A 12676-nucleotide genomic window follows, 5' to 3' on the forward strand; every position below is an offset into this window, starting at 1 on the left:
CTTTTATCCTTGTTTTTGGGTATTAAATCGGCATTCCGACCAAGCAGGATGGGTGCAAGCAGCTATGATTTTAATAGCAATTGTGCGCGGCACCTGCCGCCCGGTTCAGCCTTGCCGCAGCTTGCGGGCAGCGTCGATGGCGAAATACGTCAGCACACCGTCGGCGCCGGCGCGCTTGAACGCCAGCAGGCTTTCCATCATCACGGCGTCGTGGTCCAGCCAGCCGTTTTGCGCGGCCGCCTTGATCATCGCGTATTCGCCGCTGACCTGGTAGGCGAAGGTGGGCACGCCGAATTCGTCTTTCACGCGCCGTACCACGTCCAGGTAGGGCATGCCGGGTTTGACCATCACCATGTCGGCGCCTTCGGCGATGTCCATGGCCACCTCGCGCAGCGCTTCATCGCTGTTGCCCGGGTCCATCTGGTAAGCCTTTTTGTCGGCCTTGCCCAGGTTGTTGGCCGAGCCGACCGCGTCGCGGAACGGGCCATAGAACGCGCTCGCGTACTTGGCGCTGTAGGCCATGATGCGGGTGTGGATCAGCTTTTTGGCCTCCAGCGCCTGCCGGATGGCGCCAATGCGGCCGTCCATCATGTCGCTGGGCGCGACCATGTCCACGCCGGCTTCGGCCTGGCAAAGCGCCTGGCGCACCAGCATGGCCACCGTCTCTTCATTGAGGATGTAACCGTTTTCATCCGGCAGGCCGTCCTGCCCATGCGTGGTGAAGGGGTCCAGCGCCACGTCGGTCATCACGCCCAGGTCGGGAAAGTGCTGTTTCAGTGCCCGCACCACCCGCGGGATCAGGCCATCGGGATTGGTGGCCTCAACGCCGTCGTAGGTTTTGAGCGAGGCGTCCACCACCGGAAAAAGCGCCATCACGGGAATGCCCAGCTTCACGCATTCCTCCGCCACCGGCAGCAGCAGGTCAAGGCTCAGCCTTTCGACGCCAGGCATCGACGCTACTGGCTGGCGCTGCTGCTGACCGTCCACCACAAAGACGGGATAAATGAGGTCGTGCGGGGTAAGTGCGTGTTCACGTACCAGGTTGCGGGTGAAGGCATCACGGCGCAGGCGCCGTGGTCGCCCGGCTGGAAAGGGCGCGAAGTTGGAGGCGTGCTGTGTCATGCGCAAATTGTGCCAAAGGTTGATCAAGGCCTGAAAGTATTTGGCCGGGCGTTATCTGCGCTATCTATATAGAGGAGGCTTGGTGGCCACCATTTCAGAGGGTGGGCAGCTTTACATGGAATTACTTAGTTAACTTATAAAATCATTGCCAATGCGCGACTGGCGTGGTTAGAATTGCTACGTGTGGTTACCAATTTGGCAACTGCATCCCGCTTTTCCTCCCTGAGCGGGGCCTTTGCGTGTGACAGCAAAAAGGCTTACCAGCCCGGTTGGCCCAGTGCCATCCGGGCATTTTTTTGGCCCGTGGCCACGGCGCCGCCATCGTCTCAGGGGATGGGTGCGGGTTTTAAACCAGCATAAGCCGCGGAACCGGCTTTGCCGGGCCGCAGGCGGGCGGCCCCCTCGGGGGGCAGCGACCCACACGAAGTGGGGGAGCGTGGGGGCTACACTTCCTTATGCTCTGGGTCAAATCACTCCACATCGTTTTCATCGCCAGCTGGTTTGCCGGGCTGTTTTACCTGCCGCGCATTTTTGTGAACCTGGCCATGGTGCCGCCGGAAAGCGTGGCTGAGCGCGAGCGGCTCATATTGATGGCACGCAAGCTCATGCGTTTCACCACCATCCTGGCCGTGCCTGCGTTGGGCTTTGGCCTGTGGCTGTACCTGGGTTACGGYATAGGCCGCGGGCCCGGCAACGGCTGGATGCATGCCAAGCTCGCCGTTGTGGTGCTGGTGATCGGCTACCACCACGCCTGCGGCCGCCTGCTGGCCAGGTTCGTCGCCAACCACAACGCTTGCAGTCACAAATGGTTTCGCTGGTTTAACGAAGTGCCGGTGCTGCTGTTATTGGCAGCAGTCATCCTCGTCGTGGTCAAGCCCTTCTAAGGTCACAACCGGGCGCAGCAGTGAAAAAGAAGGCCCCTCCCCAACCAGCAGACGCGGTCGAACCGGCTTCGCCGGGCGCCTCGCGTCGCCCCCTGCAAGGGGGGGAGGAACTACACGAAGCGAAGCGCAGTGAGAACGGCGGGGGTGTGCACAGAACAACCGCCTGGCCGCTGTCCCTGGCAACCATTTGCCTGGTCATCTACGCAAGCCTTTACCCCTTTGCCGATTGGCGTGACCAGGGTATTTCACCCTTTAGGTTCCTGACAGCGCCCCTGCCGCAGTACTGGACCGGCTTCGACGTGGGCGCCAACCTGTTGGGCTATGCGCCGCTGGGTTTCCTGCTGGCGCTGTCGGCACTGCGCAGCCGGCGTGTTTCCTGGGCGGTGACGGTCGCGGTGCTGGTCAGCGCGCTGTTGTCGCTGGCCATGGAAACGCTGCAAAGCTACCTGCCTTCGCGCATTCCCTCCAATGTCGACCTGGCGCTCAATACCACCGGCGCATGGCTGGGCGCGTGCTGTGCGTGGACGCTGGAAAAAGCCGGCATTGTCGACCGCTGGAGCCGCTTTCGGGCACGCTGGTTCGCGCAGGATGCGCGGGGTGCGCTGGTGTTGCTGATGCTCTGGCCGCCCGCGTTGCTGTTTCCTGCTTCCGTGCCGCTGGGGCTGGGACAGGTGTTCGAGCGCCTGGAGTCGGCGCTTGCCGAGGTGCTGGCCGACACGCCTTTCCTCGAATGGATGCCGGTGCGCGACATGGAGCTGYAGCCGCTGGTGCCCATCGCCGAATTGCTGTGCGTGGCGCTGGGCGCGCTGATTCCCTGCCTGCTCGGCTATTGTGTGATCCGCACGCTGTGGCAGCGCGCGGCGTTTTCGGCGGCCATCATTGCGGTCGGCATTGCCGCATCGGCGCTGTCGGCCGCGCTCAGCTACGGGCCGGACCACGCCTGGGCCTGGCTGGACCTGCCGGTGCAGGTGGGCATCGGGTTTGCCGTTGTGCTGGCGGCGCTGCTGCTACCTGTGCCGCGCCGGGCGGCGGCGGCGCTGGCCTTGCTGGCGCTGACCGTCCATTTGGGGCTGCTCAACCAGGCGCCCGCCGACCCATACTTTGCACAAACCCTGCAAACCTGGGAGCAGGGCCGCTTTATCCGTTTTCACGGCCTGGTGCAGTGGCTGGGCTGGCTGTGGCCGTATGCGGCCTTGCTGTATGTCCTGGTGCGGCTTTCAGGCCGCGAGCCACGCGCTGATGCGCGCCGGTGATTCGCCTCTGCTAATATCGGCCTGCGATCTCCCTCAAGAGTTGCCGTAAGCGTTTACGTCAATCAACGCGCCTACTACCGCCGGCCATGCCGGGGTTGTGTACCCTGCATCCCCACCGGCTGCCGGGAAGGCGCCTTGACTGGACGGCTTATGGAACCCTGTATGAACTCTTCGAAACCTTCATCGCGCACCCTTTTCGGTTTGACAAAACTCCCCGCTCGCAGCGCGCGATGGGTCACACCCTTGCTGCTTTCGGTGTTGATGACCTGCATCGTGTCGATCATCAGCACGCTCAAGGGCGTCGGTATCGCGCCCGGGGTCCTGCGCATCTGGCTGGGCGCATGGGCGCTTTCCTGGGTCGTTGCATTCCCGGCGCTGCTGCTGGCGCTTCCGCTGGTGAAAAAAGCCACGGCGCTGGTCGTTGAGACGCCTTGATCCCGGGCCAATGCGGGAACCTTCTCCGGTACACATCCACTAAAGTCACACCATGCCTGAACAAAATTCCTATTACGAACGCCATGTCTTCTTTTGCCTGAACCAGCGCGCCAACGGCGAAGACTGCTGTGCCGACCACCGCGCACAGGAAGGCTTTGATCGCTGCAAATCGCAGGTGAAAGCGGCGGGGCTGGCCGGGCCAGRCAAGGTCAGGGTCAACAAGGCTGGCTGCCTGGACCGCTGCGCAGCCGGCCCTGTGGCCGTGGTCTACCCCGAAGCGGTCTGGTACACCTATGTCGACGCCAGCGACATTGATGAAATTGTCGAGTCGCACCTRAAAAACGGCAAAGTCGTTGAGCGCCTGCTGGTGCCTGCGCACGTCGGGCGGTAGGCCGGGGGCGGCGCAGCGTACGTAAATTTGCATCTTTTCCCTTCCGGACCAATAGGGATATGCGCGAGTAGCTCCTTATTTGATAGCAACCTGTTTGAATGGATCCGTCACAGTGAATTCGCAGACCCGCAAATCGATCATCCAGGGCCCCGCCGGCGCGCTTGAAATCGCCGTAGACCTTCCCGCCGGCGACTCGCGCGGCGTGGCGGTCATTGCGCATCCGCACCCGCTGTTTGCGGGCACCATGGACAACAAGGTGGTGCAGACGCTGGCCCGGGCGTTTGTGCAATGCGGATGGACCGCCGTCCGGTTCAATTTCCGCGGTGTGGGCGGCAGCGCCGGCAGCCATGACGAAGGCCGGGGCGAGCTCGAAGACCTGCTGGCCGTGGTGGAACATGCGGCGCCGGCCAGCAGGGGCCAGGTGCTGGCACTGGCCGGGTTTTCGTTCGGCGCCTTTGTCACCACCCACGCCTTTGAACGCCTCAGCGCCGCCCGCGATATTGAAAAACTGGTGCTGGTCGGCACCAGCGTGAGCCGCGCGCCAGCTGCGCCCATCGAGGAAGCCGCGCATCTGAAAACCCTGGTCGTGCACGGGGAGCAGGACGACACGGTGCTGTTGTCTGCCGTGCTGGACTGGGCCCGGCCGCAGGCACTGCCTGTTACCGTTGTGCCTGGGGGTAGCCATTTCTTTCATGGACAATTGCCCCTGCTGAAAAATCTTGTGGTTCGCCACCTGTCTTCGCCCTCCGCCTGATGCTGTCTACCAAGCGCTCCCTGACTCTGACCCTTACCCTTCACCGAATTTCACTGAACCACTACTGATGCAAGCTTCACTCAAGGCCCTCCGCGCCGCCCCCGGCCTGCGCGCTTTTGCCGCCACCGTGTTCCTGGCTTTCTCTGCGGTGCTGCCCGTGGCGCATGCCCAGGTGCCGCAAGCGCCCGAAATCGCCGCACGCTCCTATTTGCTGCTGGATATCACCGCCAACCAGATCCTGGCGGCCAAGGACATCGATTCGCCGGTGGAGCCTGCATCGCTGACCAAGCTGATGACCGAATACCTGGTATTCGATGCACTCAAATCCAAAAAAATCGATCTGAAGCAGACCTTCCCCGTCAGCCAGCGGGCCTGGAAGATGCCGGGTTCGCGCATGTTCATCGACCCGAAGATGCAGGTGCCCGTGGAAGACCTGATCAAGGGCATGGTGGTTCAATCGGGCAATGACGCCACCATGGCGCTCGCTGAAGGCGTGGGCGGCTCGGCCGAAAACTTTGTCCGCCTCATGAACGAGCAGGCCAAGGCGCTGGGCATGAAGTCCACGTCCTATAAAAACCCGGAAGGCCTGACCGAACCCGGCCACACGACCACCGCGCGTGACCTGAGCATCCTGTCTACCCGGYTRATGCAGGATTTCCCCGATTACATCGGCTATTCGGCGATCAAGAAATACCGCTATCCCGGCACRCCTGCGGCCAACGACACCAACCGCAATACCCTGCTGTTCCGCGACCCGACGGTGGACGGCCTGAAAACCGGCCATACCGACGCCGCCGGCTATTGCATGATCGCCACGGCAAAGCGCGACTTTCCCAACCTGGGTGCTGCCGGTGCGCCGGGCGGGCGCCGGTTGCTGGCCATCGTGCTGGGCACGGTCAGCGACAGCGCACGCGCCAATGAATCACAAAAACTGCTGAATTGGGGCTACACGGCCTATGAAGCCGTGAAGCTGTTCGACGCCGGCCAGGCCGTGGTCACTCCATCGGTCTGGAAAGGCACCTCCTCGACCGTGAAGCTGGGCCGTTCGCAGGCCATCGTGGTGGCCATCGCTGCCGGCGGTGCTGCCAAAGTCAAAACCCAGGTGGCGCGGCCCGACCCGTTGGTGGCGCCGTTTGCCAAGGGCCAGGCTGTTGGCACGCTGAAGGTCACCTTGGGCGACAACCCCGCCCCGGTGGCCGAAGTGCCGCTGGTGGCACTGGAGGCGGTGGGTGAGGCCGGCATCCTGGGCCGTGCTTGGGACGCCATCCGGCTGTGGATTAAATAAGACGAAGGGCATGGTGGGTCTGGGCGGATACGTTCACATCCAGCCCTTCCCGACACCTTTACCTCAGGTGTCGCTGGTTATACAGGGCGTTGATACCGGCGCTTTCCCTCGGCTTTTCAGGCAAATTGCAGGCCGCCAATACCCTGTCGGAGATTGGCTGACTCTTCCTCCAGGGCATCCGGCGGGAAAACTCACTTGGAGTGGGCGCTAACATCGAATCTTTGGGCGCCGAACTTCTCTTTGCCGGCCATTTCGTGTGTTCAGGCCGCGCGTTCTGCTTGAGGGATTCCCCTATCCGGTTTATACTAGAAGGCTTTTCCGCTTTCGTGGCGGGAAATATTTGTGGCCGTATCAACACGGTAAATTAGTTTTCAGACGTTTAGGGACGTTTTCAATGCYAACCATTAATCAGTTAGTCCGTCAGGGGCGCGAGGTCGAAAAGATCAAGTCCAAGAGCCCTGCGATGGAGAATTCTCCGCAGCGCCGCGGTGTATGCACCCGTGTGTACACCACGACGCCTAAAAAGCCCAATTCCGCTCTGCGTAAGGTTGCCAAAGTGCGCCTGACCAACGGTTTTGAAATTATTTCCTACATCGGCGGCGAAGGCCACAACCTGCAGGAACACAGCGTGGTGCTGGTTCGCGGCGGTCGTGTCAAGGACTTGCCCGGTGTGCGTTACCACATCGTCCGTGGTTCGCTCGACTTGCAAGGCGTGAAAGACCGCAAGCAGTCGCGCTCCAAGTACGGTGCGAAAAAGCCAAAGGCCAAATAAGCCAAACCGGTTCGGGTTTTTCTCTTCACTGAGAGCTCGCGCCAGAAGAAGTTGTCACGGAAAGCCTGTGATAGTTCCTTCAAAACAAGGTGTTTCATTCGCCCTGGCAGGTGTTTGAAACGAAGTGACCCAAGTGCAAATAGTTGCACCGGTCGAGTAAGTGAGGGTTTTGATAACTCTCGCGGTGTTGCCAAAAGCAATGCCAACTGAAGCAAAGAGGTGAAAAAATGCCACGTCGTCGCGAAGTCCCTAAACGTGAAATTCTTCCTGATCCAAAATTTGGCGATGTTGATCTCGCCAAGTTCATGAACGTGATCATGCAAGGCGGCAAGAAGGCCGTCGCAGAGCGCATCATTTATGGCGCGCTCGACTTTATCGAGAAAAAGAACCCCGGCAAAGACCCGCTCGAGGCTTTCCACATGGCCATCGGCAACATCAAGCCCATGGTTGAAGTGAAATCCCGCCGCGTCGGCGGCGCCAACTACCAGGTGCCGGTTGAAGTGCGTCCTGTCCGCCGTATGGCTCTGGCCATGCGCTGGCTCAAGGAAGCCGCCAAGAAGCGTGGCGAGAAGTCCATGTCTTTGCGTCTGGCCAATGAGCTGATGGAAGCGACCGAAGGCCGCGGCGGCGCCATGAAAAAGCGTGATGAAGTTCACCGGATGGCAGAAGCCAACAAGGCGTTCAGCCACTTCCGCTTCTAATTTTCGATTGCAGTAATTGCTGCGCTGAATTGACGGGTTGCTGGTTGGTTTCAAGGTGCTGGGTGCCTTGATTGCCGGCCGTTCAACCCCAATTTCTGCCAGCCGGGTGTGGTGCACAACACCCTTCCCCGGCCAGCAGACGCGTAGAAGAAATGAAGGATGCCCGGACTGCGGGCAGTCCTTCAACGAGTCTTTGTTCGTAACCCCGAACTGAAAGTAATTTATGTCCCGCGCTACCCCTATTTCACAATACCGCAACATCGGCATTTCCGCGCACATCGATGCCGGCAAGACCACCACCACCGAGCGGATCCTTTTTTACACCGGCGTGAACCACAAGATTGGTGAAGTTCACGACGGCGCTGCCACCATGGACTGGATGGAGCAAGAGCAGGAGCGCGGCATCACGATTACTTCCGCCGCCACCACCTGCTTCTGGAAGGGCATGGACACGTCCCTGCCTGAGCACCGCATCAACATCATCGACACCCCGGGCCACGTGGACTTCACGATTGAAGTCGAGCGTTCCATGCGCGTGCTTGACGGCGCCTGCATGGTGTATTGCGCCGTGGGTGGCGTTCAGCCCCAGTCGGAAACCGTCTGGCGCCAGGCCAACAAGTACAAAGTTCCCCGCCTTGCGTTCGTCAACAAGATGGACCGCACCGGCGCGAACTTCTTCAAGGTCGTCGAGCAGATGAAGCTGCGCCTGAAGGCCAGCCCTGTGCCTATGGTGATCCCCATCGGCGCTGAAGAAAGCTTCACCGGCGTGGTTGACCTGTTGAAAATGAAGGCCATCATCTGGGATGAAGCCTCGCAAGGCATGAAGTTCACCTACAGCGATATCCCCGCCGAGCTCGTCGAGCTGGCCAAGGAATGGCGCGAGAAGATGGTTGAGGCTGCCGCCGAGTCGTCTGAAGAGCTGATGAACAAATACCTTGAAGAAGGTGATCTGACCGAAGCTGAAATCAAGCTGGGCATCCGCACGCGCACCATCGCCAGCGAAATCCAGCCGATGTATTGCGGTTCTGCCTTCAAGAACAAGGGCGTGCAGCGCATGCTGGACGCCGTGATTGAATTCATGCCGTCGCCGATCGACATCCCGCCTGTCAAGGGCATGGACGAAGACGAGGCTCCCGTCACCCGCAAGGCTGACGACGAAGAGAAATTCTCTGCATTGGCATTCAAGCTGATGACTGACCCGTTTGTGGGCCAGCTCACCTTCGTGCGTGTTTACTCCGGCGTCCTGAAAAAGGGCGACAGCGTTTACAACCCGATCAAAGGCAAGAAAGAGCGTATCGGCCGTATCGTGCAGATGCACGCAAACAACCGTGAAGAAGTCAGCGAAATCCGCGCCGGCGACATCGCCGCCTGCGTGGGTCTGAAAGACGTGACCACGGGCGAAACCCTGTGCGATCCGGATGCCATCGTCATGCTTGAGCGCATGGTGTTCCCCGAGCCTGTGATTACCCAGGCCGTGGAACCCAAGACCAAGGCTGACCAGGAAAAAATGGGCATCGCCCTGCAGCGCCTGGCGCAGGAAGATCCCTCTTTCCGCGTCAAGACCGACGAAGAGTCCGGTCAGACCCTGATCGCCGGTATGGGCGAGCTGCATCTGGAAATTATTGTCGACCGCATGAAGCGCGAATTCGGCGTGGAAGCCAACGTCGGCAAGCCGCAGGTGGCTTACCGCGAAACCATCCGTAAAACGGTGGAAGACGCTGAAGGCAAGTTCGTGCGCCAGTCCGGCGGTAAAGGCCAGTACGGTCACGTTGTGCTCAAGATCGAGYCGAACGAAGCCGGCAAGGGCATCGAGTTCGTCGACGCCATCAAGGGCGGTGTGGTTCCTCGCGAATACATCCCTGCGGTGGAAAAGGGCATCAACGAGGCCGTAACTTCTGGCGTGTTGGCTGGCTATCCGGTGGTTGACGTCAAGGTCACGCTGCACTTCGGTTCGTACCACGATGTGGACTCGAACGAGCTGGCCTTCAAGATGGCCGCCATCTTCGGCTTTAAGGAAGGCTGCCGCAAGGCAAGCCCCGTGATTCTGGAGCCCATGATGGCCGTGGAAGTTGAGACGCCTGAAGACTACGCCGGCAACGTGATGGGCGATCTGTCCTCACGCCGCGGCATGGTGCAGGGCATGGAAGACATGGTCGGTGGCGGCAAAGCCATCAAGGCGGAAGTGCCGCTGTCTGAAATGTTCGGCTATTCGACCACGCTGCGTTCGATGTCGCAGGGCCGTGCTACGTACTCCATGGAGTTCAAGCACTACTCTGAAGCTCCGCGCAATGTGTCGGAAGCCATCATGGCTTCGCGCGCCAAGTAAGTAACGTTCGTTGCCGATCCCGGGTGGGATTGGCAGCTTTTTTCCTTGTCTGCGATTGTGTGCCACTTTGTACCCGTGCGAAGTGAATCAGCAACACAGTGCAGACGTTAAACCGTACACGGGCATGTTCTTTATCTGGAGAGAAAAATGGCAAAAGGCAAATTTGAGCGGACCAAGCCGCACGTCAACGTCGGCACGATTGGCCACGTGGACCATGGCAAGACGACGCTGACGGCGGCGATCACGACCGTTCTGGCATCCAAGTTCGGCGGCGAAGCCAAGGGCTACGACCAAATTGACGCGGCACCCGAAGAAAAGGCACGCGGCATCACCATCAACACCGCCCACGTCGAGTACGAAACGGCCAACCGCCACTACGCCCACGTCGACTGCCCCGGCCACGCCGACTATGTGAAGAACATGATCACCGGCGCTGCCCAGATGGACGGCGCCATTTTGGTGTGCTCCGCCGCTGACGGCCCCATGCCCCAGACCCGCGAGCACATCCTGCTGGCCCGCCAGGTGGGCGTGCCTTACATCATCGTGTTCCTGAACAAGTGCGACATGGTTGACGACGCCGAGCTGCTCGAGCTCGTCGAAATGGAAGTGCGCGAGTTGCTGGACAAGTACGACTTCCCCGGCGACAAGACCCCCATCATCCACGGCAGCGCCAAGCTCGCCATGGAAGGCGACAAGGGTCCCCTGGGCGAAGAAGCCATCATGAAGCTGGCCGAAGCGCTGGACACCTACATTCCCCTGCCAGAGCGCGCTGTTGACGGCGCCTTCCTGATGCCCGTGGAAGACGTGTTCTCCATCTCCGGCCGCGGCACCGTCGTGACCGGCCGTGTCGAGCGCGGTGTGATCAAGGTCGGCGAAGAAATCGAAATCGTCGGTATTGCCGACACGCAAAAGACCACCTGCACCGGCGTTGAAATGTTCCGCAAGCTGCTGGATCAAGGACAGGCCGGCGACAACGTCGGTATCCTCTTGCGCGGCACCAAGCGCGAAGACGTGCAGCGCGGCCAGGTGCTGTGCAAGCCCGGCTCCATCAAGCCGCACACGCACTTCACCGGCGAGATCTACGTTCTCTCCAAGGACGAAGGCGGCCGCCACACGCCATTCTTCAACAACTACCGCCCCCAGTTCTACTTCCGCACGACGGACGTGACCGGTGCGATCGAGTTGCCAGAAGGCAAGGAAATGGTCATGCCAGGCGATAACGTGTCGATCACCGTCAAGCTGATCAACCCGATCGCCATGGAAGAAGGCCTGCGCTTTGCCATCCGCGAAGGCGGCAAGACCGTCGGCGCCGGCGTCGTTGCCAAAATCATTGCGTAATTTCCGCAAACCATAAGGAATTACCATGGCCACCAAGCAAAAAATCCGCATTCGCCTGAAGGCGTTTGATTACAAGCTGATCGACCAGTCGGCAGCTGAAATTGTTGACACTGCCAAGCGCACCGGTGCGATTGTCAAGGGCCCCGTGCCCCTGCCAACGCGCATGAAGCGTTTCGACATCCTGCGTTCGCCCCACGTCAACAAGACGAGCCGCGACCAGCTGGAAATCCGCACGCACCAGCGTCTGATGGACATCGTGGACCCTACGGATAAAACCGTGGACGCCCTGATGAAGCTCGACCTGCCTGCCGGCGTGGACGTCGAAATCAAGCTGCAATAAGCAAGAAATCGGGGTTTCGGCCACAAGCCGAGTCCCAAAGCGACAGGTTTTAGCCCGGGTTTGCCATTTTTGGCAGCCTGGGCTATACTCTTGGGCTGTCCTTTGACATATTGGCTTCGTGCCTTTGTGGATTGGACGGTTTTATTAACTGTCTTTCACATCAAAACGTCTGTGGCCAATTGAAGTCGCAGCGGTGAAAGTTACGAAAGAACACATCATGAGTCTGAGCAACTCCCTCGGGTTGCTGGGCCGCAAAGTTGGCATGATGCGTCTGTTTACGGATGATGGGGACACAGTTCCTGTCACCGTGGTGGACGTATCGAACAACCGCGTGACCCAGGTTAAAACCGAAGCAAATGACGGCTACGATGCCCTCCAAGTGGCATTTGGCGCACGCAAAGCATCGCGCGTGACCAAGCCGGCCGCCGGCCACCTTGCGAAAGCAGGCGTTGAAGCTGGTGAAATCCTGAAAGAATTCCGCGTGACGGCTGATGTCGCAGGCAAATACGCTGCCGGTACTGTTGTGCCCGCAGCCGACGTGTTTGCTGTTGGCCAGCTGGTGGACGTGCAGGGCACTTCCATTGGTAAAGGCTACGCCGGTACCATCAAGCGCCACAACATGAGCTCGCAGCGCGCGTCGCACGGTAACAGCCGTTCGCACAACGTTCCCGGCTCTATCGGTATGGCGCAGGATCCCGGTCGCGTGTTTCCTGGTAAACGCATGACGGGCCACCTGGGTGATGTCACCGTGACCACGCAAAACCTGAACATCGTGCGCATCGACGAAGCCCGTCAGCTGCTGATGATTCGCGGCGCTGTGCCTGGTTCCAAAGGCGGTTTTGTCACGGTTCGCGCCGCGATCAAGGCCAAGCCCACCACCGCTGCTAAAGGAGCGAACTGATGCAGGTCGAACTCCTGAATGACCAAGGTCTGGCCTCGTCCAAAGTGGACGTGCCTGATACCGTATTTGGTCGCGAATACAACGAAAGCCTGATTCACCAGGTGGTCGTGGCCTTCCAGGCCAACGCCCGCCAGGGTACCCGGGCCCAGAAGGACCGTGAGCAGGTCCGTCACT

The 12676-nt window shown here is 60.2% G+C and carries 14 protein-coding genes; 13 read left to right on the top strand and 1 reads right to left on the bottom strand.

From position 1 onward, the window contains the following. Positions 1-105: 105 nt before the first annotated feature. The gene (hemB, locus tag AC1D1P_RS04850; RefSeq protein WP_477672250.1) at positions 106-1122 is read right to left on the bottom strand and encodes a porphobilinogen synthase; all 1017 of its coding nucleotides are present in this window, start codon (positions 1120-1122) and stop codon (positions 106-108) included. Between the two features lie 455 nt (positions 1123-1577). Here hemB and AC1D1P_RS04855 point away from each other — a divergent pair, with 455 nt between their 5' ends. The 13 genes from AC1D1P_RS04855 to rplD all read left to right on the top strand — a co-directional run. Then, positions 1578-2006 (top strand): CopD family protein, encoded by a 429-nt coding sequence (locus AC1D1P_RS04855; protein ID WP_477672251.1) that lies wholly within the window; start codon positions 1578-1580, stop codon positions 2004-2006. Positions 2007-2152: 146 nt separating this feature from the next. Next, positions 2153-3259, top strand: coding sequence for a VanZ family protein (locus tag AC1D1P_RS04860; RefSeq protein ID WP_477672252.1), 1107 nt, complete (start codon positions 2153-2155; stop codon positions 3257-3259). A gap of 162 nt (positions 3260-3421) precedes the next feature. Further along, positions 3422-3694 (top strand): DUF2798 domain-containing protein, encoded by a 273-nt coding sequence (locus tag AC1D1P_RS04865; protein WP_477670226.1) that lies wholly within the window; start codon positions 3422-3424, stop codon positions 3692-3694. A gap of 52 nt (positions 3695-3746) precedes the next feature. Next, a complete protein-coding gene (locus tag AC1D1P_RS04870; protein WP_477672253.1) occupies positions 3747-4085 on the top strand; it encodes a (2Fe-2S) ferredoxin domain-containing protein in 339 nt (112 codons plus the stop codon). 112 nt (positions 4086-4197) lie between these two features. Continuing rightward, a complete protein-coding gene (locus AC1D1P_RS04875) occupies positions 4198-4839 on the top strand; it encodes an alpha/beta hydrolase (RefSeq protein ID WP_477672254.1) in 642 nt (213 codons plus the stop codon). Between the two features lie 67 nt (positions 4840-4906). Next, positions 4907-6124 carry a D-alanyl-D-alanine carboxypeptidase family protein gene (locus tag AC1D1P_RS04880; RefSeq protein ID WP_477672255.1) on the top strand — a complete coding sequence of 406 codons (1218 nt, stop codon included), beginning with the start codon at positions 4907-4909 and terminating at the stop codon, positions 6122-6124. Between the two features lie 394 nt (positions 6125-6518). Next, complete coding sequence (rpsL, locus tag AC1D1P_RS04885; protein ID WP_477672256.1) at positions 6519-6896, top strand: 30S ribosomal protein S12; 378 nt, start codon at positions 6519-6521, stop codon at positions 6894-6896. A gap of 227 nt (positions 6897-7123) precedes the next feature. Then, positions 7124-7597, top strand: a complete 474-nt coding sequence (gene rpsG, locus AC1D1P_RS04890) for a 30S ribosomal protein S7 (RefSeq protein ID WP_011481226.1) — start codon at positions 7124-7126, stop codon at positions 7595-7597. A 223-nt stretch (positions 7598-7820) separates the two neighbouring features. Then, positions 7821-9923 carry an elongation factor G gene (fusA, locus tag AC1D1P_RS04895; RefSeq protein WP_477672257.1) on the top strand — a complete coding sequence of 701 codons (2103 nt, stop codon included), beginning with the start codon at positions 7821-7823 and terminating at the stop codon, positions 9921-9923. Positions 9924-10070: 147 nt separating this feature from the next. After that, positions 10071-11261 carry an elongation factor Tu gene (gene tuf / locus AC1D1P_RS04900; protein WP_436155802.1) on the top strand — a complete coding sequence of 397 codons (1191 nt, stop codon included), beginning with the start codon at positions 10071-10073 and terminating at the stop codon, positions 11259-11261. Between the two features lie 25 nt (positions 11262-11286). After that, positions 11287-11601 carry a 30S ribosomal protein S10 gene (gene rpsJ, locus AC1D1P_RS04905; RefSeq protein ID WP_007838118.1) on the top strand — a complete coding sequence of 105 codons (315 nt, stop codon included), beginning with the start codon at positions 11287-11289 and terminating at the stop codon, positions 11599-11601. Between the two features lie 217 nt (positions 11602-11818). Beyond that, positions 11819-12502: a 50S ribosomal protein L3 gene (rplC, locus tag AC1D1P_RS04910; protein WP_011481229.1), complete on the top strand. Its 684-nt coding sequence runs from the start codon at positions 11819-11821 to the stop codon at positions 12500-12502. Continuing rightward, positions 12502-12676 (top strand): 50S ribosomal protein L4 (gene rplD, locus AC1D1P_RS04915; RefSeq protein ID WP_477672258.1); only part of this gene is annotated, 175 nt, incomplete at its 3' end. The genes rplC and rplD, both read left to right, overlap by 1 nt.

It is taken from the genome of Polaromonas sp. P1_E1_2 (assembly GCF_056406035.1).

Excerpts from the sequence above, each read along its gene's own strand:
- hemB (WP_477672250.1), bottom strand. The coding sequence starts at position 1,122 with ATGACACAGCACGCCTCCAACTTCGCGCCCTTTCCAGCCGGGCGACCA.
- AC1D1P_RS04865 (WP_477670226.1), top strand. The coding sequence starts at position 3,422 with ATGAACTCTTCGAAACCTTCATCGCGCACCCTTTTCGGTTTGACAAAA.
- rpsG (WP_011481226.1), top strand. The coding sequence starts at position 7,124 with ATGCCACGTCGTCGCGAAGTCCCTAAACGTGAAATTCTTCCTGATCCA.
- tuf (WP_436155802.1), top strand. The coding sequence starts at position 10,071 with ATGGCAAAAGGCAAATTTGAGCGGACCAAGCCGCACGTCAACGTCGGC.
- rpsJ (WP_007838118.1), top strand. The coding sequence starts at position 11,287 with ATGGCCACCAAGCAAAAAATCCGCATTCGCCTGAAGGCGTTTGATTAC.
- rplC (WP_011481229.1), top strand. The coding sequence starts at position 11,819 with ATGAGTCTGAGCAACTCCCTCGGGTTGCTGGGCCGCAAAGTTGGCATG.